Source organism: Marivirga arenosa (assembly GCF_030503895.2).
Taxonomy (GTDB): domain Bacteria; phylum Bacteroidota; class Bacteroidia; order Cytophagales; family Cyclobacteriaceae; genus Marivirga; species Marivirga arenosa.
Genome location: NZ_CP129970.2, coordinates 2,776,788 through 2,800,357 on the forward strand (window position 1 = coordinate 2,776,788; position 23,570 = coordinate 2,800,357).

Genomic DNA, 23,570 nt, shown 5'->3' on the forward strand with positions numbered 1-23,570 from the left:
ATGAATAATATTAATTTTTGGAAAAACTGGAGAAATAAATACAGGAGCATTTATCAGGTGCTCCTTTTTCTTTTTGTCATTACAATGGCTTTTAGTTTTTACTCTCAGGTGAATAGCTATGATATAGCTTTTCCTAAAGAAGTGGTAAGAAAGACTCAAAGTATAGAATTGTCATTACAAAACGTACATAACTTTGTATTTGACTTAGCGGTTCCAGCCAGAAGTTATATAGTATTTCAATCTTTTTTATCATTAGGAAATGGCTTTCAAGTATCAGATACCTATTTATTAACAGCTATAATATTTTTAGCTTTTTCTATCCTAATGACCGCTTCAACATACCTAAGCAGATGGTGGTTTATTATTCTTCAATCAGTTTTTGTGATATGGATTATCACACTGAAAATACAATTCCTCGGATTGTTTGGTTTTGAAAATCAGTTATTTACTTTCGTTTTTGTAACTCTGATTTTAGCAGTGGGTTATTACTTTCATGCTTTTAATGAAGAAGCTAGTTTATTTAAAAGATGGTTATTTTTTGCAGTTTTATTAACTGCAATATTGATTTTGATTAATACAGCTTCAACCGTAGAAGCACCAATAGTATTTATTACTCACCATGGTATTATAGTTCCTGTGATACTTGCTATCATTTTTATTTTCAATGTAGCTTATGATATAATTCTACATATTCTTTACTTGTTGGCAGCAAAGAAGAATCGAGATGGTAGTTCAAATTTAGTGCACTTCATCATCATTTCAATGCTCTATTTAATTTATGTAGGCTTAACATTTGCTAAAAATGATGGCTTGCTCAGTATTGAAATTATTTATTTGGATGAGTTCGTACTTCTAGGAATATCTGCAATACTAGGGATTTGGGGATTTAGAAAAAGAAGCGAATTAATTGAAAAGCAATTAATATTCAGGCCACTAGGTGGATATGTGTATTTAGCCATGGGAATTATGGCTTTTGCTGTCTTGATCTGGATTTTTAGAACTGGAAATGATCCCTTGATTGATACTTTTGAAGATATGATCATCTTCTCTCATATTGGATTTGGCGTTTTATTTTTCTTTTATGTCCTCTATAATTTTGTAGCATTACTAAATTCTGGATTAGGAATATATCCTGTAGTATTCAGACCAGTTAATATTCCTTACAATTTGGTTAGAGCGGTTGGTTTTGGAATTGTTGCAGTGTTAATTTTAAGAGTTTCTTATTTACCTTACTATCAGGCAATATCAGGATATTATAATGGCCTTGCAGATTATTATGAATACATAGGAGAGGAGGAGAAAGCTCTCACTACTTATAAAATTGCGAGACAATATGCGGTAACTTCTCACAAGCATAACTTTGAGATAGGTAAAAGTGAATATGAGAAGAAAAACTGGGCGGAAGCATCATCTTATTTTTCACAAGCAAATTATAAAAGACCGAGTGTTCAAGCTTATTTGAATAAAGTGCAAGCGCAGTTAAATGCAAATTTAATATTCGAGTCCTTATTTACGTTAGAAGAGGCTCAAAAAGACTTTCCTGATAATGCATATTTGCATAACATGAGAGGCTTAGTTTACGAACGTCTTAATAAAACCGACTCCTCCTTTATTTATTTTGATGCAGCAAATAGAGCTGCCTCAGATAGTGAAATTGAAGAAGTGTCTAGTGTAAATAGATTGGCTTTATTCACTAAAAAAGGTATTGACGAAGATTTACCTGAAACTGGTATTTTAAATGAAAAAAGTGTCCCGTATAAGGCTAATTACTTTGCTTTAGCAAATAGAAAGCGAAAGTATATTGACACTGTTGTACTTTCAGCTTCTGATATGCCTGAAGTTTTAACTTACAATGATTTTTCTTTAATTTTTAATCAATCCTTAAATAAAACGATCGAAAATAAACCATTCAGTTCTGATTCAATCAACTGGTTGATTAGTAAAGCTGAGAATAAGGATTTCGCAAAATCTTTAAAATATGTTTCCTCAGCTCGTTTAAATTATTCTGGTCAAATAAATGATGCTTATAGTTACATTTATGAACTAGAAAATGAAAACATTGCCGATGCCGGCTTTTATTATTTACTTCATGGATTATGGTATTTAGATCAAAAGGCTTACAGTGAAGCAGAAAATCATTTTGCTAAAGCAGCAGATTTAAAAATGAGTAAAGCCAATACGTATAGAACAATAGCTTTAATTTTGAATCAACAACTATTTGAAGCGGCTCAATTGTATCAAAAACAAGTAAATGCGGAGTCTATTTCTGATGATTTATTAGATAATGATCCACTTTATCAAATGCTATTGGGAAATGTAGACCAATTACCTGACAGTTTTAAATACTTGTGGTTGAAAACTAATACTTCATTACAACAAGAATCAATTGATTCAATTAAAAATAGCTTAACTAATTCTCCATTCTTATCCTTATTACGTTTAAATGAAGCTGAATCTCATATCAAAAATGCTCGATTCAAGCAAGCTAAGGATATATTGCAGAATTTGAATATACCAATTAGTGAAGAAGGCTTATCGATATATAAAAATAACTTAATCGCACTTTTAGTTACTTTTACTGATGATGAGAGTTTGGTTAATCAAGTAAAGGAGTCTAAATTACAAGTTTATCCTTATAACTATAAATTAGTGTGGGAAGCTTATAAATTGAAAAATACTAATGATAGAAAATCATTAGATAAAGTGATGAATAAGCTAGGACATGAGAATGCATTTTTTGAGTCCGCAGTTATTTTGAGTACTAAGTATTTTAATAAACAGGAGAAATTAGAAAAAGCTTATGAAATTTTAGTAGAAGCTAGCCGTTTGAATTCAGGGAATAGTAATATTTTAAAATTATATGCTTTACAAGCACTTCAATTAAATTTGAGTTCTTATGCTGAAGATTCTTATGAAGAACTAGCAACCATGTTAAGTACTGACGAATGGGAGAATTTTTCTTCTCAATACGATTCAATTAAAAATAAAATGGAACAAATGCCGTGGTAAAATTCCGTTCATCAAATTTAATTTGAGGAATTGATGCTTCTGTCATAAATTTCACTAAATAACTATCAATTAATTTAAAATAAATGGGACAAGCCGTTATAAAAACACAAGATATTGCAAAGATCTACAGAATGGGGACTGAAACTGTGGAGGCTTTAAAATCTGTATCTATCAATATCGAAAAGGGAGAATATGTGGCATTCATGGGACCTTCCGGATCAGGAAAATCTACACTAATGAATATCATTGGCTGCTTAGATACTCCTACAAGAGGAAAATATGAATTGGCAGGTCAAGATGTAAGTGAAACTTCCGAAAATGATTTAGCAGAAATTCGGAATAAGGAAATCGGCTTTGTTTTTCAAACTTTTAATTTATTACCAAGACAATCATCATTAGAAAATGTAGCGCTGCCTTTAGTATATGCGGGTTATAGCAAGTCTGAAAGAGAAGAAAGAGCATTAGAGGTTTTAGGAAGTGTTGGCTTAGCTGAAAGAGCGTATCACAAACCCAATGAGTTATCGGGTGGTCAGAGACAGCGTGTAGCTATTGCAAGAGCCCTTGTAAACAATCCTAGTATCATTCTTGCAGATGAACCAACAGGAAACTTAGATACCAAAACATCTTATGAAATCATGGAATTATTTCAATTATTACATGATCAGGGCAACACAATTGTGATGGTAACGCATGAGGATGATATTGCTCAATACGCTCATAGAATTATCAGAATGCGTGATGGATTAGTTGAAAGTGATAATGTTAATGATAACATCACGAGAGTTGGAACACAGGCGGTTTAAATTCTACTTTTTACAATTCTTATTTTACTTATAATCAAGGATTCATTATTGGATAGTTGAAATCATTCAATTATCCTTATTATTGCACAATTCTAATTAAGATTGCTTAATTTTAATATTGATTATGACTGAGATATCTTACCCAATAAAAATATTGATTGCGGATGATCACGAAATACTAGCCAGTGGTATGTCATCAATATTATCTGCAAAAGAGGAGTTGTCAATAGTTGGAACGGTTTCAAATGGAAAGGAAGTATTAGATTTTCTTGCTAAAAATCCTGTTGATGTAGTCATCATGGATTTAAATATGCCTGTCTTAAATGGTATTGAAGCTACTGAAGAAATTAAGAAAAAATTTCCTGAAACTAAAATATTGATCCTTTCCATGTTTGATAGAGAAGGATATATTCAAAATGCACTAGATGTTGGAGTGGACGGTTATGTTCTCAAAAATGTTAGTGAAACAGAAATATTATCGGCTGTAAAACGATTAATGGAAGGGAAGACCTATTTTTCTCAGGATGTAATGGCAAAAATGGCCATGAAAATGAGAGTATATGGAGAATCTGATGGTGGTGTTAAATTAACCGATACAGAACGAAAAATATTGCAACTGCTCAGTGAAGGAGATACATCCGGTGAAATTTCAGATAAACTTGACCTTTCTCCCAATACTATTACTTCTTATAGAAAATTATTACTTCAAAAATTTGAAGCTAAGAACGTTTCTCATATGGTGAAAATGGCGTATGAGAAAGGTTATTTAGGCTAAATCTAGAATTATGAAGTATTACATAATAGCAGGGGAGCGGTCTGGAGATTTACATGGAGGAAACTTAATTCAAGCCCTCAAATCAATTGATACTAATTCTGACGTTCGTTGCTGGGGCGGAGATAAAATGCAAAAAGCTGGAGGGGATTTAGTAGTCCATTATAAAGAAATGGCCTATATGGGTTTCTGGGAGGTACTTAAAAATTATGGTAAAATCAGTAAGAAAATTCAATTCTGTAAAAAGGATTTGCTGGATTATAAACCAGATGCCTTAATTCTTATTGATTATGCTGGCTTTAATATGCGAATTGCCAAATTTGCCAAAGAAAATAATATTGCGGTTCATTATTATATTTCCCCAAAAATATGGGCCTGGAATCAAAAAAGAGCTTTTAACATTAAGCGCAATGTTGACCATATGTACGTAATTCTTCCTTTCGAAAAGGAATTTTACAAACGTTTTCATTTTGATGTTGATTATGTAGGCAATCCTCTTTTAGATGCTATTAGAGCTTTTGAGCCCAATCCTGAGTTTAAATATAGAAATAAGGAAGTGATAGCAGTTTTACCAGGTAGCAGAGAGCAGGAGGTTTTACATATGCTTGCTAACCTTAAGGAGGTCACAAAAAAATTCCCTAAAGAGCAATTTGTAATTGCTGGTGTTAATAATCTGGATTCAGAATTATATGGAAATGTAGAAAATGAAGCAAACATTGATATATTATTTGAACAAACCTATGACTTATTAAGTCATGCAAAAGCTGCGATTGTGACATCTGGTACCGCAACTCTTGAAACTGCTTTATTTAAAGTGCCTCAAGTAGTCGTTTATAAAGCAGGTAAGATCTCCTTTGCAATTGCGAAGAGAGTAGTTAAAGTAAAGTTTATATCTCTGGTAAACCTTATCATGGGTAAGGAGGTAGTTAAAGAGTTAATTCAGGAGGATTTTACGGTAGAAAAAATTGCAAATGAATTACAAATGATATTACCTCAAGGTGAAAAATTTAAAAAACAAAAAACTGAATATGAAGAACTGAGAAGTATTCTAGGTTCTGAAAATACTTCTCAGAATACAGCTGAGTTAATCATTAAAAATATCCAGCAAGATTCTTTATAATTTATTTCCTCTGAAAAAATCAGCGGTTGGCATCTTCTTTTTACCTTCAGGTTGAATATTCTCTAATGAAATAATACCAGGATTGCATTGAATATGTAAATAGCTTTTATGATCGCTTATAATTTCTCCAATATTTCCCGTCTTATTTTTATCAACTATTGAAGAGGAATGAATTTTATATTTTTTATCATTTATAATTGCCCATGCACTAGGAAAAGGATTTAATCCCCGGATGTAGTTGTAGAGTTTTTCTGCAGGCTGATCCCATTTCAATTCAGTATTTTCTTTGAATAATTTAGGAGCATGCTTCAATTTTTGATTCTCATCTTGCGGAGTAAGCGCATAATCATCATTTTCGATAGCTTGAACCGTTTTTAATACTAGATCAGCTCCCTTTTTCATAAGTCTTTCGTAAACTTCTCCCGTGGTATCCACATCTGAAATAGATTCTTTTTCTTGCATAATTATGCTCCCTGTATCTATTTCATGTTTTAAAAAGAATGTAGTTAAACCAGTTTCTTTTTCTCCATTCATAACCGCCCAATGGATAGGAGCTGCTCCTCTATATTGTGGCAGGAGGGATGCATGTAAATTAAATGTACCAATTTCAGGCATTGACCATACCGCTTCTGGAAGCATCCTAAAAGCAACTACTACTTGTAGATTAGCATTCAAGTCTTTAAGTTCTTTTTGAAAGTTCGGGTCTTTTAAATTGGTCGGCTGTAATATTTTTAAACCTACAGACTGTGCATATTCCTTCACTGGAGAAATTGACATTTTTTGACCTCTACCTTTAGGCTTATCTGGAGCAGTAATTACTGCTGCTATATCATATTTATTTTCAACTAATATTTTTAATGAAGGTACCGCAAAATCAGGAGTACCCATATATACAATTCTTAATTTATTCATATCACAAAGATAGGAATGTAGATATGAATTATTAAGAGGAACTAGTGATTAAGTTAAAATTGGAGGAGTTAATTTTAAGCAAGTTTGCTTTTGTAATTTTGACTTTTAATGTTTTCTTCCACCTCTTTTACAGGGATATTCATGACAACATTAATACCTTGTCCAGGTTTTGAATTAAAATAAACAGCACCATTAATAGTATTAATACGAGCGTAAATACTTCTCATACCTAAGCCTGAATCTACAACATTTTGTACATCAAATCCTTTACCATCATCCTCATAAAACAAATTAATTTCATCATCTACCAAGCTTATCTGAATAGAAATCTGTTGAGCTTCAGCATGTTTGATAGTATTATTAATTAATTCTAAAACTATATGGTAGATATTCCTTTCTATTTCCAGACTCAAGCGTTTTTGTAAACCGTATATTGATAAATCAGCATTTATTTTCTCTGCATCATTTATAGTTCTAACAATGTCTTTTAAGGCTGTTTCAAGTCCAAAACGACTTAACATATCGGTAGATAAATTGTGGGAGATCTCTCGGGTTTCTTTTATGGCTTCATTAATATTGATTAGCAATTTTTCCCTTAAGCTTTCAGAATCTCCATTTTGACCTGATTGAAATAATAATTTTATTGAGGATAGTCGAGCACCCAATCTGTCATGCAGATCACTAGCAATTCTATTCCTTTCTTCTTCCTGGCCGTGCATCATAGCATTAAGCTCTTTTAATTCCTGTTCTGTCTTCATGTTTGCAATTTCCTCATTCTTCAATTTTTTAAGGTAATCTTGCTTTTGAAGGAAGAACCATATAGTAGATATGACCAATAATACTAAGAAGAAACTGAGGCCAAGGAATAAATTTTTCTGAAAGTTTTTCTGCTCAATAGCCTTTTGCTGTTCTTTAATTTCAGCTTCTTTGAGTTCGGTTTCGTATTTAGTTTCCAGGTTTTTAACCTCTTTCATTCTTTCGGTACTATATAAAGAGTCTCTGAGGTTATTAAATTTTTCAAAAAAATTAGATGCTTCTTGAACTTCACCTAATTGCATTTTCACTTTAACAATATTTGAATATAAGTGCATTTTTCTATATTCATCTCCAACCTTTTTTGCCAATTGAAGACTTTTTTCATATTTATCCAGGCTCTCTTGGTATTTTTTTTCTTTTAATAAAATATTACCAACAGACATATATTCTTGGGCAACCATGTAATCATTATCTAAAAATTTAGATAATTCTAATGCTTTGTTATAACTTTTGATAGATGCATCTAAATTTTCTTCATTTTCATACAAGACACCTAAATTATGATAAATGGAAGCAATATTAAATGTGTCCTTTATTTTATTAAATGATTGGAGTGAATTTAAATAATAATAAATTGCTGAATCATTATTAGAGAAAATAGTATCTTTAGAGGCATAAATAGTACCAATATTCATATTTATTATTGCCTTTCTTCTATCTTTAGTATTCCCTATTAATTTATTTGCAGCTTTATAATATTCAAGTGCTAATTTTATATTGGAAGGATTATAGTAATTACCTAGATTATTATAATTACTAACTAAACCTCTATCGTAATTTAATTTTTTATTAATTCTTATGGCATCATAATAATAATTTAGAGCTAATTCTTTATTTTCTGTTTGATTATAATTGATTCCTAAATAATTGTATGATTTTGAGATCCCCAATGAATCATTATTTGATTTGAATAATTCAACCGCCTTTAAAAAATAATTTATTGATGAATCATATTCTTTTCTAGATCGTAAAGATTTAGCTTTTTCATAAAATGTATTTTCTGACTTTTGGCAAATGGTATTCAGAGAATAGATGAAAAGTAACCAGATTATTATTAATGATCTCATTATTCTAAGATACTATAATGAGATTACAAAAAAAATTACTCTTCGATATCAGTATTTGTAGATTCACTACATCCTGAAGTACATTCAGTAGTATCAAAATTTGGTTCTTCGATTAATTCACAAGCTGAGAATGTAAATATTGAAGCTAATATTAATGCGTATTTGATTGTTTTTAAAGTCTTCATAATCCTATTGTTTAGTGTTGTTAATGATTTTACAATATTAGGACTATTTAACTAATTGGAAAACACTAGTTTAGAGGTTATTTAAATTATTATTTGGGCTTATATTTATTACCTATTCTTATTCTATCCAATAAAAAAGGGGTGAAATTAAAATAAAAATGGGGTTTTTAATCGACTTTAATCTTTATAATAAAATAATAATGTAGATTTTTAAATTGTTGAAAATCAATGGTAAAGCTGGGTTTTAACTATTTCTTAGGCTTTTCATTAGTATTATATCATCAGATTAAAATTAAATTATTAACCACCAAATTGAAATAGAACTACCCCTAAAATAGTTTAAAATACCCCATTTATGGTGTTTGACAGAAGTTCTCACTGTGCTACCTTTGAAATGTCGTTAATCAATTATGCTTTAGGCATTCAACCAAGACCTTTAATTATATAGCGACATCACCCGATAAGATGGGACATATTAAAAGTGATAGATAACTTCTCCCCTATTGTTGTTAAGATATCATTTGTTCCATCTTAGAGGGTTTTTTTAGCTTTAATAAAAAATATACATATGTAGCATAGGGGCTATCATTAAAACCGCATAAGATGACATACTCCAGTACTACATCCATAAAGAGTACCTTTCTAGCCAAGCATCATCTATTGCAAAAGAAAATGAATCCTGCATTAAAAATGCTTGCAGAAGTTACAGATTCTACACGTTCATTTTTGGTATTATGGGATGAAGATTTCCAACAAATTTATTCTGTTGAAAATGATCAACATACTGAAATAACTTTAGATATAAATTCATTTAAGTCTAAAATAGCTCGATTACAACAAGAAGTTATTTATGTGCCAGATTTTAAACTGCACACATTATTTAATAAAATTGATATTTTTAATGATTTTGAAGAGGGTAGACAATTACTTATTTATCCTTTAGTAGATGATGATCAGCAAATTAAGGGTATGCTAGGAATTATGTTGCCTGATCATCATAAAAATGATTTTGATCAATTATTTCAAAAGATGGAATCATTAGGTGAATATATTAATTCAATATTTCATTCCTATTTAGATGAACTAATTAATCATTCACTTTACCAATTGAATTTTGATAATTTACCCTCTTCTTTTTTTGAATCAGAAATTAACCAGGATTCGGAAATATTAGATGTTAAATTTAGTAAGCACCTTATGAGAAAGCACCCTGCTTTTGAATTTGAGGAATCAAAAAGTAAAAGGCTTAGTAAGCTATTGAGCATGCCTCTATCTGATTTTTATGAAAATATCAGACAAGTAGGAGGAGATCATAATATGGAATATGTTTATGGTTGTACTAACAAAACAATGGAGAAAAGATACTATTTGATTAAGCTTTATATCAAAAGAATTGAAGATGGTAGATTTAAATTCTTTGGAGTCCTTGAAGATTTCAATCTACAAAAGGCTTACTCTACTTTGCTTGATCAAATTATATTTGATATTTCCCATATCATGAGAAGACCTGTAGTAACTATGAAAGGTCTTACTAATTTAATTGACATTGAAAAATTCGATCGAAATGATCTTCAAGAAATATCTTCTAAAATAAAGACAGTTTCTGAAGAGATGGAAGATTATATAAGATCGATGTTTAGGATATATGAGGCCAAACAAGATTCCATATATCACTTAGGTTAATGATAAAACCGGAGCAATATTGCTCCGGTTTTTATACTTATATAATTCCTAATTCTTTTCCAACTCTTGTAAACGCATCAATTGCCATATCCAAATGTTCCTTTTCATGAGCAGCTGATAACTGCACTCTGATTCTTGCCTGCTCTTTTGGTACTACAGGATAGAAAAATCCAATGACATAAATTCCTTCTTCCAACAATCTGTCTGCAAATTTTTGTGATAATGCAGCATCATAAACCATAATAGGAACAATTGCTGAATCACCATCCTTTATATCAAAACCTGCGCTTTTAATGTTCTCTTTAAAGTAATTAACATTATTTTCTAACTTATCTCTAAGTTCAGTAGAGCTACTTAATAAATCAAAAACAGCTATAGATGCTCCTACAATTGCAGGAGCTAAGGAATTGGAGAATAAATAAGGTCTTGATTTTTGGCGTAGCATATCAATGATTTCTTTTCTACCAGAAGTAAATCCACCCATAGCACCGCCCAATGCTTTTCCTAAAGTACCAGTAATAATATCCACTCTACCCATAACATTGTTGAGTTCGTGGGTACCTCTACCTGTCTTACCAATAAAACCAGTAGCATGACAATCATCTACCATAACAAGGGCATCATATTTTTCAGCTAAATCGCAAATCTTATCTAATTGAGCCACATAGCCATCCATAGAGAATACACCGTCAGTCACTATAATTTTACTATTAGCTCCCTCAGCTTTCTTTAATTGCTCTTCTAAATCATCCATATCATTATTTTGGTAACGATATCTTGCCGCTTTACATAATCTCACACCATCAATAATTGAAGCGTGATTTAAAGAGTCGGATATGATAGCATCTTCCGGGCCTAAAATTGGTTCGAAAACTCCACCATTAGCGTCAAATGCTGCAGCATATAATATGGTATCTTCTGTGCCTAAGAAATCTGCTATTTTTTGCTCTAGTTCTTTATGGATATCTTGTGTACCGCAAATGAACCTTACCGAGGACATTCCAAATCCATGAGTATCTAAGGTTTTTTTTGCAGCTTCTAATACCTTTGGATGAGATGATAAACCTAAATAATTATTAGAACAAAAGTTTAGTACTTCTTTTCCAGTATCAGTTTTAATAGCTGCTCCCTGTGGAGTAGTAATAATTCTTTCCTTTTTATAAAGGCCATCTTTTTCTAGCTGTTCAAGTTCACCTTGTAATTTACTTTGAAGATTTCCGTACATATTGTTTTCTTTTTGACTTTAAGCAAAGATAAGTTTCATTGGATTATTCTCCAGTAAAACTTTAATAATAAAACTGTATTATTTATTCCTTTTTTTAATGTTTTCTGAATGTAAGCTAAGTGAAATTACAGTTTTTAATAACTGATCAATAAGTAATTCCACTTACTTTTATCTTAATAACCCAAATAAAAGGCACTATTTTTATTTTCAATTCAATTTATACAACTGTAATGTATTTCGATTAAGCCATTTTTTTATACTATGAATCGGGTATAAATTTGAAATATGATTGAACATTTAGACCATAAACTGATTAAGAATCTTAATGTTCCCTTTTCCGTAAATCAAGATATGGATAAGAGCTTTATCGCTTTTGCAGATGTATTTGAAAATTGTAATGATCCAATGTTTATCATTGATCTGGATTCTTGCAAAATTTTAAAAATAAACGATGAATTTTTAAAAAATAAAGAACTTTTATCTGATGCTTTAGATTATTTTAAAAATAAAGTTGAAGAGTTTGGACTCAATCAAACTATTAATTTTCAAGCTGATGGGTTTAAAATTTACTTTAATAAATTATATAATTCAGATGGTAAGGCTCTTGTACAAATATTAAATCTAGAAAAATTTAACCTAGAGAATAAAGCAACTAAATCAGAAAATCACTTTTTAGCCTCATTAAACAAAAACAAATTACTTAACAAAATCCCTAGTGGCATAATTTTCACCAATGATGAATTTGAATCCATTTGGTATAATGAAAGAATAAAACAGTTATTTGGTCGTGAGTTTGAAAATAGATTTAAGTTTATAGATGCCATTTATATAAAGGATATTTCTGCGTTTTGGAACAAAATTAATAAGCTTAAATCTGGCCTTCAGGAAATTAGTTTCTCTTGTGTCATCAGGAATTTTAGTAAATCAAAAGAAATATTCATTGATGCTACAGTTGTAAAAGTTGACTCAATTGAAAAATCGGATAATGGTTATGTTTTTATTCTAAAAGATGTAACTGAAAACATTCATTTTTCGGAAGAGATTACAAAACAGAATTTAGCTTTAAATCAGATTAACCACGAATTAGATAAGTTTTTGTACAGTGTATCTCATAACATACGAGGTCCTGTTGCTTCTTTAGAAGGACTATTGAAGGTAATTGAGATTTCAGACGTTCAAACAGTTAACGAACTTAAACATCATTTAAGATTGAATTTAAGGCTGTTAAATGGCTTTGTGAATGATATAAGTAATGTAGCAACAAATATTCATACACATGTTAATTTAAAAGAAGTTAACCTCAGAGATTTGGTTGAGCAATTAATATTATTTGTTAATAATATTTATAATCTTAAGCCAAAAGTAACACTAAAAATACCTAATGATTATAGCATTAGAACTGATGATGATAGATTAGAAATTATCATTAAATACATACTTAAAAATAGTTTTCAATACAGAGATACAGGGAAAGATGCTTTTAAAATTGAGGTTTCTGTTACCCAAAATGAAGATTTCCATTTAATTGAAATTACTGATAATGGAATTGGAATCCCTGAAAAGGTTAAACCTCACATATTTGATATGTTCTATAGAGGAACAGAATTATCAAATGGAAATGGAATGGGTTTATATAACAGTAGAGAGATACTGAAAAAGATAGGAGGGACTATGAATGTGGAAAGTAAAGATAGAGAATGGACCACAGCAAAAATTTACCTTCCAATTAATAATAAAGAATAAAGCCTCATCAAAATTTAGATGAGGCTTTATCAATATTTTATTTAAAATTAGTTTCAGAGAATATAAAAAAGACCAAAAGTAGGTGTGAAAGTATTTGGTCCTAAAACTATTTCATTTGATATAGCACTCGTATTGCTTCCTGCCGGTGTATTCGAAACTCTTCTATAAGTAAATAAATTCAATTCAAAATTGAAACCTATTTTAGATCCAGGTGTAAATAAAATTCCTGGATTTAGGTTAAATGAAAAAGTTGATAAATCATTTAGGTCTGTATTGCTATTACCAGTAATAGCATTTGATCCACCAAAGCCAAGTCCAATTCTTCCGGCTCCATAGAAAAATAAGCTTTCTCCTAATTCCATATAATATCGAGCTTCAGGACCTATCGAAAATGTATTAGTCCTTACAAAATCGTTAGCACCAATATTATTTCTTTGGGTATTGTACCCTAAAGTACCACCAAAAGAAATATTATCATTAATGAAATAATGAATATTGGGTGAAATCGTAATGCTTTGAATATCAGCATTATCAGAGCTTCTAAATTGAGCACTTCCGCCAATTAATAAGTTCCCAGAGCTGATTTGGGTATAGCCAGTATGTGCTATAACTATAAGGGCAATAATTAATAATTTACTTTTCATTTTAGTTGATTTTAAATTTCAGATGCAATTATAACTTAAAAAATATTCATTTAATTGTTAAACGTGTATTATGGTAATAAACAAAAAAGCTCAGATCAAAAATTTTGATCTGAGCTTTTTTGTTATTTTTTCTTTTTAACGGATATTTAATCCTAATCCAACAGATAAAGTGTTGTATTTTTGGATAGTATAATCAACATTTAAAGCTAAAACCCATAAAATTTTCACTCTAGCTCCAACAGTAAATCTTGGGCCACCAGCTCCATCGAAAGCAATGTCAACTGGATCAGTAACATCTATTTCTTCAGGAGTACCTTGGTTGAATACATAATCGCCTTTCATAGCGAAGTTAGAATTCACAATATTTACACCTAAACCAGCATAAGGAGTGAAGAATAATAATTTTTTAGAGATTATAGCTTGAACAGTAGTAGCACTCGCATTGAACTCAGCAAATTGATCAGCTGCTTGATCAATTTGGTAGGTAGTAGTAATTCTATTAAAGCCTACTAAAGCTGATAAATCAAACGGTAATAACTTCATTCCAGGAATCCACTGTTTGAAATCATGCTTAACACCTAATCCGAATGATCTAAAACTTAAATCACCTACATTAACTTCAGGAGTTAATCTTAAGATTAAATCTGTATTCTTTACAATGCCAACACCTAACTGCACAGTAGGAGTCGGAACTGCTAGAGGACCAGGTAAATCACTTAAACCGAAACCATCAGGTGCACCAATTGCTTGTTCGAAATCATAAGTTTGACCATCAATTTCTCTAGATCCAAAAATCTCTAATTGTGCTTCGGTAGATCCACCAGTAAAAGTAGGAAGCATATTATCAGATGAATTAATTAGTCTTAAATTATTATATTCAGAAGCAACAAATTCAAACTGAGAAGCGGCATCTGGTATTACAGCAAAATTCATATTCACAGTTAAATCAAAACCTAATGTTTTGTGTGGTTTTGCAGTATTGTACCAACCATTTGCTAATCCATTACCTAATGAAGCAGCGAATGGATTCATATAGTCTTTTAAATAAGTATTGGCATCACCTAAACTACTTTGAATCAAAGATTCAAATTCTTGAGCTTTAGTGGTTTGAATATTAGCAATACAAAAAATCGCTAATGAAAGTATTGTAATTATTCTTTTCATATTATTTAATTTTAGTAGAAACGTATGTAAAAGTATTGATTTTATATTTAAAAGTTAAATTTAGTTTATTAATCAAATAATTTCAGAAAGTTTTCAGTATTAGATTTGACAGAGTAGTGGTTTTGAATATACTTCCGTCCTCTTTTACCTAATTCATTTCTTAAGTCATTATTATCCAATAATTTTTTCAAACCATTTATCCATTCAGAATCATTTGAAGCTATTATACCAGCATTACTCTCCTCTAATATTTTTTGATTGACACCTACAGGAGAAGCAATGACAGCCTTATTTATACTCATATATTGAAGCATCTTAAAACCACATTTCCCTTTACTCCATATATCATCGGATAATGGCATAATTCCGATATCAATCTGATTCAAGTCTTCAATTTCAGAAGTTTTACTCCATTTTATAAATCGTATGTAATTGACATTAAAATCTGGCTTTTGGTTGGAAATAATTAATAACTCAAAGTCATATTTTTGATTAAGCTGATCTAAAATAGGAATTAGGGGAGATAGATATTGTAAGGTAGAATGCGTTCCAGTCCATCCAATAGTGATTTTTTCATTTTCTTTTTGGATTACTTTATTTTCATGATAGCCAGTGTCTATGGTTGTAGGGTTTATAATTACATTTTGATTGTATCTTTTTGCATAATCAGCTAAATATTGATTCCCTGCACTTACCTTATAACTCCATTTACAAATACTTCTGACTTTCCTTTTCCATTTTAAAATTGCTTTTAAGGATCCTTTTTCATTAGGATCATCTAACCAAATCGCATCATCAAAATCATAAATGATTTTCTTTTTCAGAACTTTAACGCTAAACCATTCAAAAAATGCAGGCCCAATTGGAGATGCTTCCCTATGTATAAAAATTCGGTCATATTTTCTAATAAAAAATAAAAGTGCAATTCTCTTGAAATAAGATAATAGTATCCAAATTGACTTTTGGATTGATGAACCATTTTTATATAAAATATTCCATGCTTTTATATTAAGAAAGGGTGCAATGTCGTATTTATAGCCATACGATTTTAAAATTTCGAAATATTGTTCAAATCTAAATCGCTGACTAGGAGCTTCATCAGTTGGGTAAGGACAAACAAATAATATTTGCTTTTTACTCATTTATTTGAGGTATAATGATTTCACCACTACCAACATGTACACATGATCCACCAACCAATACTTTTGAAATTTTACCTGCTTCTTGTACAATTTTCATTTTTATCTGACTAGGCCTTTGCATAGTATAGCCTTGTTCGCCTATTCTGATGGTACTCAAATCAGCCATATTGTAATTATGTAAATATGAAGCCAATGGGCCATGTGCGCTGCCCGTTGCAGGATCTTCAGGTACTCCTATATGTGGAGCAAACATTCGGCTGTAGGTCAAATTATTTTTATTAACTGTTTCTAATGAAAAAGCCATTACTCCTGTAATAAATATTTCATCTAAGATTTCGCTGAAAAGCTCATTATTTAACTTCATATTATCAATTGCAGCTTTTGATTTTAATGGGATAATTAGAAATGGATTACCACAATTCACAATTCTGCATGGAAAATCTTCTTCAATATCATCTTCTTTAACAGATATTAAAGAAGACACTAATTTTTTATCTTTAAAGGTTTGTTCAAATTTCGGTAGTGGTTGTTCCATTAATATTTTTGAGATTTCACTCTCTTCTTTCTGGAACTGAACCTTTAAATCTCCAATATTTTGTTCTAAAATTAGCTCTAAATCATTTTTAGGTATTATATCTTTTATTTTCAACAAATAGAATGCAGTTCCAATAGTAGGGTGGCCCGCTGTTGGCAATTCCATACCTGGCGTAAAGATTCTCATTTTTACATCACCATCATGAGCAGGCTTATTCAAAAAAACTGATTCCGAAAGATTTAATTCTTTAGCAATTTTAAGCATCTGTTCTGAGGATAAATTATCAGCATCATCAAAAATAGCTAGAGGATTTCCTCCGAAAGGTTCAGATGTAAAAACATCAATTATTTGAAATTGTATAGTTTCGCTCATGCTCTAAATTAGTAAAAAAGATTGAACAAAATAGCATAATAAAGTATCCGAAAAGCATAAAAAAGGCTCATTTTTTTAAAAAATGAGCCTTTAAATTAATTGTTAATTATTGTCTATTTATCGTCTCCTTTTTTACCACCAGAAGATTTTTTTCCTGAACTAGTTCCTTTGTCATTGCCAGAAATAGACTCTCTCATATCAGTATCAGCTTGAATATTCTGCATTCTGTAATAATCCATTATCCCTAGATTTCCACTTCTGAATGACTCTGCTATAGCTTGAGGTACTTCTGCTTCCGCCTGAATTACATTTGCTCTTGCTTCCTGAGCTTTAGCTCTCATTTCTTGTTCTTCAGCAACGGCCATAGCTCTTCTTTCCTCTGCTTTTGCCTCAGCAACTTTTAAGTCTGCTGATGCTTGGTCAGTTTGAAGTTTGGCGCCAATGTTTGCCCCAACGTCCACATCCGCAATATCAATTGAAAGTATTTCAAATGCAGTACCTGCATCTAATCCTCTTTGTAATACTAATTTAGAAATCTTATCAGGGTTTTCTAATACATTTTTATGTGAGTTAGCAGAACCGATAGAAGTAACTATACCTTCACCTACTCGAGCTAAGATTGTATCTTCACCGGCACCCCCAACTAATTGTTGGATGTTTGCTCTAACGGTTACTCTTGCAATGGCAATTAATTGTATACCATCTGCAGCAACCGCTGCAACTTTAGGTGTTGTAATTACTTTCGGATTAACTGATATTTGAACAGCTTCAAACACATCTCTACCCGCAAGATCAATAGCGGTTGCCTGCTTAAACCCTAAAGTAATATTTGCTTTATCTGCTGAAATCAATGCTTTAATTACATTAGGGACATTACCACCTGCCAAGTAGTGTGTCTCTAATTCATTGGTAGTAACTTCTAGTCCTGCTTTTGTAGCGGTAATCATAGATTCCACTATAATTCTTGGCGGAACCTTCCTGATTCTCATAAAAACAAGCTCGAATAAACCTACTTTAACACCAGAAAATATCGCGGTTATCCAAAGGTTGATAGGTACAAAATACAGGAATACAAAAAATAATACTATTCCTGCGATTACAATAAAGATTAATGATGTGTCCATATTATTTAATTGGTTCTACAAATATTCGTTTATGATCTATTTTTATAATTTGAATTTCTTGTCCTGCACCTATCCATTCCCCCTTACTTCTTACTTCGTAAACTTTACCAAATATTTCAGCTTTTCCAATAGGTTTTAAATCAGAAATAGTTTTACCTTTTTCGCCAACCTGAAATGTATAAACATCTGAATCATTTACTTTGCTTTTAATACTAGATTTTAAAGAAAATCTATCCCAAGATGCTGATTTAAAACTAAAGATAATAGCTGCTACAGTAACAATTCCAGTGATTCCAACTGTCCAATAACCAGCTATATTTCCATAATCATCAAAAACGATGAAGATACCTACTATGGTAAGTAAAAGGCCGATCACTCCAACAAATGTAGTGCCTGGAACAAAAATAAGCTCAGCTATAATTAATGCTAAGCCAGCTAAAATAAGAAATATTATACCTACCATATGATGCAAATAAAACTAAAAATAATTAAAATTAGTAAGCTTTTGCAAAAAGCACTCTTTTATTTGACGGTTTTCCAGTATAAATACATGTACCTGCTTCCTCTTCAGCATCAAGAGGAATACACCTGATAGTAGCCTTCGTTTCTTCTTTTATTTTTTCTTCTGTTTCAGCAGTTCCATCCCAGTGAGCACTTACAAATCCTCCTTTATTTTCAATAATATTTTTGAACTCTTCATATGTATCAACTTTTACTGTATTCTCAGTTCTAAAGTCTTTGGCTTTTTTGTAAATATTATTTTGAATTGCTTCTAAAGTATCCTCAATAATTGATTCAATACCTTCAATATTCACTGTATTCTTCTCTTTAGTATCTCTTCTAGCTAATTCAACAGTTCCATTTTCTAAATCTCTCGGCCCAATTGCAATTCTTAAAGGCACTCCTTTCAATTCCCATTCTGCAAATTTAAATCCAGGCTTATGGGTATCTCTATTGTCGAATTTCACAGTAATCCTTTTTTTCTTCAAGCTTTTTCTTAGCTTTTCTGCTACTTCAGCAATTCTGTTCTGATCTTCTTCTGATTTAAAAATAGGAACAATTACTACTTGAATTGGAGCTAATCTAGGAGGTAAGACAAGCCCGTCATCATCTGAGTGAGCCATTACTAAGGCCCCCATTAATCTGGTACTAACGCCCCAGGAAGTTCCCCAAACATATTCTTGTTTTCCACCATCCTTTGTGGCAAATTTTACATCAAAAGCTTTAGCAAAATTCTGGCCTAAAAAGTGCGATGTTCCAGCTTGTAATGCTTTTCCATCTTGCATAAGTCCTTCAATACAATACGTTTCTAGAGCCCCAGCAAATCTTTCACTTTCAGATTTCAATCCTTTTATTACTGGTAATGCCATGAATTCTTCAGCAAATTCAGCATAGATATTGATCATTCTTTCGGTTTCTTCAATAGCTTCGTGCTTAGTAGCATGAGCAGTGTGTCCTTCTTGCCAAAGAAATTCTGCTGTTCTAAGAAAAAGACGAGTACGCATTTCCCATCTTACTACATTTGCCCACTGATTGATTAAAAGAGGTAAATCCCGATAGGATTGAATCCAATTTCTATAAGTATTCCAAATGATAGTTTCAGAGGTAGGTCTTACAATTAATTCTTCCTCTAATTTAGCATCTGGATCTACAATTATACCTTTACCATTTTCATCGTTTTTCAATCGATAATGGGTAACAACTGCACATTCTTTTGCAAAACCTTCAACATGAGCGGCCTCTTTACTAAGATATGATTTTGGAATGAATAAAGGAAAATACGCATTCTGATGACCTGTTTCCTTAAACATATCGTCCAATTGTCTTTGCATTTTTTCCCAAATGGAAAAACCATAGGGCTTGATGATCATACTTCCTCTAACTGCTGAATTCTCAGCTAAATCCGCTCTTTTTACTAATTCGTTGTACCAAAGCGAGTAATCTTCACTTCTTTTTGGTAATCCTTTCGCCATTTTATATAATTTGGTATGAAGTTTGTATCAATATTTAATGTTAATTATCACAAAGAGATTTCATATATTGGAAATCAATTTGCGATGATAAACGTTGTAAAATTAGAAACATTAAATTATGTAGCCATGAAAACCTTAAGCTTTATACTATTTATTAGCATATTTTTTATGCCGAACATAGGTTTTTCTCAATCTGATTTAAAAGTTGAGAATGATGACCTTTATTTTAATTCCAAAGATAGAAAAGTATTGAATGAAAAGATTGCTTTGGAAGAGAAACGCAGAGCAGAGCAATTAAAAAAATCGGGCTATGATTATGATCAATTTGAATCGGATTCAGATTTTCGTGATTTAAAAAATAATGAAAAAGAAAATAATGCAGAGCTAAATCAAGCGCCACCAGTTGCTGAAAACACTGAGGAAGGCTGGTATTATGATGAAAGTGCAGCCAGACAAGGGAGAAACCCCCAAACTGGGAATCGTATGGCTCAAACTCAGATCTATAATTATTATGGTATGAATTCATGGATGTATGGATGGAATGATCCGTGGATGTTTAATTCATGGGCTAATAGAGGTTTTTACGACCCTTTCTTTTATCGTCCAGGTTTCAATGTTGGATTTGGTTGGAATTCATGGGGTGGTTCTTATTGGTCTGTAGGATACGGAAGAGGTTTCTACGATCCATTTTTCTATGACCCATTCTGGGGTAATCCATATGCCTATGGGAATCCATGGAGAAACCCTTACTGGGGAGGAAATTCTTTATGGGCTTATCATAATGGTTATAGAAATGGCTTCTACGATGGTTATTATACTGGCTTATATCAAAACAGATTTTATGGTGATTACAGCAATAGCAGAAGAAACAGAACTTATACTAGTAGGCCAAGAATTACTAGATCTGTAGATAATACAAGAGTGGCAAGTACAAGAAGCAGAAATGTTAATTCGTATAATGCAAGTAGAAATGTTGGTACGGACAGAAGCAGAACTGCATTAAGAAGTACCAACACAGCTGATAGATCATCAAGATTAGCTGCAACTTCTGCAAGAACTGCAAGCAGTAGAGTTTCTACACCTAGAAGTTCAAATAATCCAGTTTACAGTAGATCATCTAGGACAGCAGAATATGCGAGAACTGCATCTACTTCTGATAGAGGAGCAAGAACTGCAGTTTACAATGGAGATAGAACTAGGTCTTCTTACACGAGTAGTAGAACAGGTAGATCTAATAATGCTGTAGATAATTCAATATACTACAATAGTTCTAGAACTAATAGAACTACATATTCTTCAGGAAGAAGCTCTAATTCTGATAGATCGAGTGGTTTCGGTTCCAGTTCCAGAAGTAGCAGCTCGTTTGGTAGATCTACTGGCGCAAGTAGAAGTAGTTCTTCGTTTGGAAGATCATCCGGTTCGAGTAGAAGTTCTTCTTCATTTGGAAGATCATCTTCTTCTTCAAGATCAAGTAGCTCTTACAACAGATCTTCATCAAGTAGTAGATCATCTTCTAGCAGCAGGTCCTCTAGTAGTAGTTCAAGAGGAAGCAGCTCTTCCCGAGGAGGAAGAGGTGGTAGATAATATTTAAGAGCACCTGTTAAAGGGTGCTTTTTTTAAATTAACCCTTACTTTTCAGAGTATTTACAATACAACTACGTCTAAACTTCAACTTTTTAAATTTAGTAAAATGAAAACGTCCGTTTATATATTTGCGGTTTTTGCGAGTGTAATGATGGCTTTTGATTCATCAGCTCAAGTGCCTTTATACACTGCTGACGCTGTTAGGTTCAGTCAGACCGATGGAGGAGGTTCAGCTCGCTTTGTCGGCTTAGGTGGAGCTAATGTTTCTTTAGGTGGTGACATCAGTAGTATTTCAGCTAACCCCGCTGGTTTAGGATTTTATAATCGATCTTCATGGGCTATTTCTCCTGTTTTAAGACTAGGACAATTCAACTCAACCTATGAAGGGAATAATACTTTTAATGTGGGAGGGAATTTTCAAATTCCTAATTTGGGATTTGTTTTGCAAAACCGATTTGAGGAATATGCAGATTCGAAATGGATTTCTGGAGCTTTTGGATTAGCAATAAATCAAAAGCAAAGTTTCTATAATAACATTAATTATAACGGAACTGTAAGTCAAAATGAAAACGGAATTGCTTATGATTTTACTGAAAATGCCCTAACTCCTTTTTTAAGTGACAATGGTTTCAGAGAATTTAATACACAAAATGAAATTGATGATGTAGCTAATTCAAATGCTTATACCTACTTAGCTTATCAAACTTATTTATTACAGACTTTTAACACTGAGAATAATACATTTTTAATAGATCGATATGATTTTGATGGGGATACGGGTGGTTATTTAACACAATCAGCAGATCAGAGAGAAAATATTGACACCTATAGTGGAATTACTACTTTGGATGTTTCCTACGGTGCAAACTATAATGACAAGATATATATAGGAGCAGCACTTAATGTGAATTTTCTTAATTATAGAATGGTACGGAGTTTTAGAGAGACCCCAGATAATTCATTTCTTAACTACATGGATTTAAATGAAGAAACTATGATTACTGGTGCTGGAGCTGCTTTTACTTTAGGAGCTATTTATAAACCCATAAACATTTTAAATGTAGGCTTCTCTTATACTAGTCCAACTTTTATTTCCATGAACGAAACACAAGACATAGCTATGGAAACTTTCTTTTTCTTTAATCCTGAAACAGGTGAAGAGAATATTAGCTATGAAGAAGAAATAATTAATGAAGTCCCGTCTTATAGCCTAAGATTACCCCAAAAAGTGTCTGTTGGTGCTACTACTTTCATATCAAAATATGGGTTTATAACAGCAGATTTGGAATATGTTGATTATGCTTCGGCAAGATATAGTAGTACAAATGGAGCATTTGATGGAGATGTCCCTGAGGTTGGAAATAATTTGAATAGTACTTTTAATTTAAAAGTTGGGGCAGAAGGAAGGCTTAATATTTTTCGGGCCAGAGTAGGTTACGCTTATTTTGATAATCCTTATAAAAATTTCAATCTTAATAGACAATCAATTTCTGCTGGAATTGGTATAATGAAAAAGAATGGATTTTTTATTGATGCAACATACCGATTGAGCAGTTTTGATAATCCTGATTTTGTTGCTTATTCTAGTAGTGATATGAGTAGTGACGTAATAAGATCGGAATCAGATATTTCAAATTTCAGGCTAACAATAGGTAAGAGTTTATAATTAAAATAGGCCAGTACTGAACTGGCCTTCT

At 31.7% G+C, this 23,570-nt stretch carries 19 protein-coding genes; 8 read left to right on the forward strand and 11 right to left on the reverse strand.

Features of this window, described 5'->3' with window-relative positions:
• From QYS48_RS12145 to lpxB, 4 genes are all read left to right on the forward strand, one after another.
• Entirely contained in the window at window positions 1-3,009 is a 3,009-nt protein-coding gene (locus QYS48_RS12145; RefSeq protein ID WP_308356133.1) for a hypothetical protein, read from the forward strand.
• An 83-nt stretch (window positions 3,010-3,092) separates the two neighbouring features.
• Window positions 3,093-3,812 (forward strand): ABC transporter ATP-binding protein, encoded by a 720-nt coding sequence (locus tag QYS48_RS12150; RefSeq protein ID WP_308356134.1) that lies wholly within the window; start codon window positions 3,093-3,095, stop codon window positions 3,810-3,812.
• 124 nt (window positions 3,813-3,936) lie between these two features.
• Complete coding sequence (locus tag QYS48_RS12155) at window positions 3,937-4,587, forward strand: response regulator transcription factor (RefSeq protein ID WP_302101533.1); 651 nt, start codon at window positions 3,937-3,939, stop codon at window positions 4,585-4,587.
• Between the two features lie 10 nt (window positions 4,588-4,597).
• Window positions 4,598-5,704, forward strand: coding sequence for a lipid-A-disaccharide synthase (lpxB, locus tag QYS48_RS12160; protein ID WP_308356135.1), 1,107 nt, complete (start codon window positions 4,598-4,600; stop codon window positions 5,702-5,704).
• Here the strand turns inward: lpxB and fmt are convergent.
• From fmt to QYS48_RS12175, 3 genes are all read right to left on the reverse strand, one after another.
• Window positions 5,699-6,616, reverse strand: a complete 918-nt coding sequence (fmt, locus tag QYS48_RS12165) for a methionyl-tRNA formyltransferase (protein WP_308356136.1) — start codon at window positions 6,614-6,616, stop codon at window positions 5,699-5,701. The genes lpxB and fmt overlap by 6 nt on opposite strands.
• A gap of 74 nt (window positions 6,617-6,690) precedes the next feature.
• Complete coding sequence (locus QYS48_RS12170) at window positions 6,691-8,499, reverse strand: tetratricopeptide repeat protein (RefSeq protein ID WP_308356137.1); 1,809 nt, start codon at window positions 8,497-8,499, stop codon at window positions 6,691-6,693.
• 35 nt (window positions 8,500-8,534) lie between these two features.
• Window positions 8,535-8,684 carry a hypothetical protein gene (locus tag QYS48_RS12175; protein ID WP_302101530.1) on the reverse strand — a complete coding sequence of 50 codons (150 nt, stop codon included), beginning with the start codon at window positions 8,682-8,684 and terminating at the stop codon, window positions 8,535-8,537.
• A 603-nt stretch (window positions 8,685-9,287) separates the two neighbouring features.
• Here QYS48_RS12175 and QYS48_RS12180 point away from each other — a divergent pair.
• Window positions 9,288-10,367, forward strand: coding sequence for a hypothetical protein (locus QYS48_RS12180; RefSeq protein WP_308356138.1), 1,080 nt, complete (start codon window positions 9,288-9,290; stop codon window positions 10,365-10,367).
• Between the two features lie 37 nt (window positions 10,368-10,404).
• Here QYS48_RS12180 and kbl read toward each other — a convergent pair whose 3' ends face one another.
• Window positions 10,405-11,592 carry a glycine C-acetyltransferase gene (gene kbl, locus QYS48_RS12185; protein ID WP_308356139.1) on the reverse strand — a complete coding sequence of 396 codons (1,188 nt, stop codon included), beginning with the start codon at window positions 11,590-11,592 and terminating at the stop codon, window positions 10,405-10,407.
• Between the two features lie 285 nt (window positions 11,593-11,877).
• Here kbl and QYS48_RS12190 point away from each other — a divergent pair, with 285 nt between their 5' ends.
• Window positions 11,878-13,335 carry a HAMP domain-containing sensor histidine kinase gene (locus tag QYS48_RS12190; RefSeq protein WP_308356140.1) on the forward strand — a complete coding sequence of 486 codons (1,458 nt, stop codon included), beginning with the start codon at window positions 11,878-11,880 and terminating at the stop codon, window positions 13,333-13,335.
• Between the two features lie 53 nt (window positions 13,336-13,388).
• Here the strand turns inward: QYS48_RS12190 and QYS48_RS12195 are convergent, their stop codons facing one another.
• The 7 genes from QYS48_RS12195 to proS all read right to left on the reverse strand — a co-directional run bounded on the left by QYS48_RS12195 (window position 13,389) and on the right by proS (window position 20,289).
• Window positions 13,389-13,979: an outer membrane beta-barrel protein gene (locus QYS48_RS12195; RefSeq protein WP_308356141.1), complete on the reverse strand. Its 591-nt coding sequence runs from the start codon at window positions 13,977-13,979 to the stop codon at window positions 13,389-13,391.
• Between the two features lie 135 nt (window positions 13,980-14,114).
• The gene (locus tag QYS48_RS12200) at window positions 14,115-15,143 is read right to left on the reverse strand and encodes a DUF6588 family protein (RefSeq protein WP_308356142.1); all 1,029 of its coding nucleotides are present in this window, start codon (window positions 15,141-15,143) and stop codon (window positions 14,115-14,117) included.
• Between the two features lie 68 nt (window positions 15,144-15,211).
• Window positions 15,212-16,285, reverse strand: coding sequence for a glycosyltransferase (locus QYS48_RS12205; protein ID WP_308356143.1), 1,074 nt, complete (start codon window positions 16,283-16,285; stop codon window positions 15,212-15,214).
• Window positions 16,278-17,192 carry a PhzF family phenazine biosynthesis protein gene (locus QYS48_RS12210; protein ID WP_302101522.1) on the reverse strand — a complete coding sequence of 305 codons (915 nt, stop codon included), beginning with the start codon at window positions 17,190-17,192 and terminating at the stop codon, window positions 16,278-16,280. Before QYS48_RS12210 ends, QYS48_RS12205 begins: the two co-directional genes overlap by 8 nt.
• Window positions 17,193-17,305: 113 nt before the next feature.
• The gene (gene floA / locus QYS48_RS12215) at window positions 17,306-18,316 is read right to left on the reverse strand and encodes a flotillin-like protein FloA (RefSeq protein ID WP_308356144.1); all 1,011 of its coding nucleotides are present in this window, start codon (window positions 18,314-18,316) and stop codon (window positions 17,306-17,308) included.
• 1 nt (window position 18,317) lies between these two features.
• Window positions 18,318-18,779: an NfeD family protein gene (locus QYS48_RS12220; protein WP_308356145.1), complete on the reverse strand. Its 462-nt coding sequence runs from the start codon at window positions 18,777-18,779 to the stop codon at window positions 18,318-18,320.
• Window positions 18,780-18,810: 31 nt separating this feature from the next.
• Window positions 18,811-20,289, reverse strand: coding sequence for a proline--tRNA ligase (gene proS, locus QYS48_RS12225; protein ID WP_308356146.1), 1,479 nt, complete (start codon window positions 20,287-20,289; stop codon window positions 18,811-18,813).
• Between the two features lie 15 nt (window positions 20,290-20,304).
• On the opposite strand from proS, the gene QYS48_RS12230 reads away from it, so the two are divergent.
• Together QYS48_RS12230 and QYS48_RS12235 are read left to right on the forward strand one after the other, a co-directional pair.
• Window positions 20,305-21,873 carry a hypothetical protein gene (locus QYS48_RS12230; protein WP_308356147.1) on the forward strand — a complete coding sequence of 523 codons (1,569 nt, stop codon included), beginning with the start codon at window positions 20,305-20,307 and terminating at the stop codon, window positions 21,871-21,873.
• A 106-nt stretch (window positions 21,874-21,979) separates the two neighbouring features.
• The gene (locus QYS48_RS12235) at window positions 21,980-23,539 is read left to right on the forward strand and encodes a hypothetical protein (protein ID WP_308356148.1); all 1,560 of its coding nucleotides are present in this window, start codon (window positions 21,980-21,982) and stop codon (window positions 23,537-23,539) included.
• The last annotated feature ends 31 nt before the right edge of the window (window positions 23,540-23,570 follow it).

Bases quoted from the DNA above. Each gene is read 5' to 3' on its own strand.
- QYS48_RS12145 (WP_308356133.1), top strand. From the start codon at position 1: ATGAATAATATTAATTTTTGGAAAAACTGGAGAAATAAATACAGGAGC.
- QYS48_RS12150 (WP_308356134.1), top strand. From the start codon at position 3,093: ATGGGACAAGCCGTTATAAAAACACAAGATATTGCAAAGATCTACAGA.
- QYS48_RS12155 (WP_302101533.1), top strand. From the start codon at position 3,937: ATGACTGAGATATCTTACCCAATAAAAATATTGATTGCGGATGATCAC.
- lpxB (WP_308356135.1), top strand. From the start codon at position 4,598: ATGAAGTATTACATAATAGCAGGGGAGCGGTCTGGAGATTTACATGGA.
- fmt (WP_308356136.1), bottom strand. From the start codon at position 6,616: ATGAATAAATTAAGAATTGTATATATGGGTACTCCTGATTTTGCGGTA.
- QYS48_RS12170 (WP_308356137.1), bottom strand. From the start codon at position 8,499: ATGAGATCATTAATAATAATCTGGTTACTTTTCATCTATTCTCTGAAT.
- QYS48_RS12175 (WP_302101530.1), bottom strand. From the start codon at position 8,684: ATGAAGACTTTAAAAACAATCAAATACGCATTAATATTAGCTTCAATA.
- QYS48_RS12180 (WP_308356138.1), top strand. From the start codon at position 9,288: ATGACATACTCCAGTACTACATCCATAAAGAGTACCTTTCTAGCCAAG.
- kbl (WP_308356139.1), bottom strand. From the start codon at position 11,592: ATGTACGGAAATCTTCAAAGTAAATTACAAGGTGAACTTGAACAGCTA.
- QYS48_RS12190 (WP_308356140.1), top strand. From the start codon at position 11,878: ATGATTGAACATTTAGACCATAAACTGATTAAGAATCTTAATGTTCCC.
- QYS48_RS12195 (WP_308356141.1), bottom strand. From the start codon at position 13,979: ATGAAAAGTAAATTATTAATTATTGCCCTTATAGTTATAGCACATACT.
- QYS48_RS12200 (WP_308356142.1), bottom strand. From the start codon at position 15,143: ATGAAAAGAATAATTACAATACTTTCATTAGCGATTTTTTGTATTGCT.
- QYS48_RS12205 (WP_308356143.1), bottom strand. From the start codon at position 16,285: ATGAGTAAAAAGCAAATATTATTTGTTTGTCCTTACCCAACTGATGAA.
- QYS48_RS12210 (WP_302101522.1), bottom strand. From the start codon at position 17,192: ATGAGCGAAACTATACAATTTCAAATAATTGATGTTTTTACATCTGAA.
- floA (WP_308356144.1), bottom strand. From the start codon at position 18,316: ATGGACACATCATTAATCTTTATTGTAATCGCAGGAATAGTATTATTT.
- QYS48_RS12220 (WP_308356145.1), bottom strand. From the start codon at position 18,779: ATGGTAGGTATAATATTTCTTATTTTAGCTGGCTTAGCATTAATTATA.
- proS (WP_308356146.1), bottom strand. From the start codon at position 20,289: ATGGCGAAAGGATTACCAAAAAGAAGTGAAGATTACTCGCTTTGGTAC.
- QYS48_RS12230 (WP_308356147.1), top strand. From the start codon at position 20,305: ATGAAGTTTGTATCAATATTTAATGTTAATTATCACAAAGAGATTTCA.
- QYS48_RS12235 (WP_308356148.1), top strand. From the start codon at position 21,980: ATGAAAACGTCCGTTTATATATTTGCGGTTTTTGCGAGTGTAATGATG.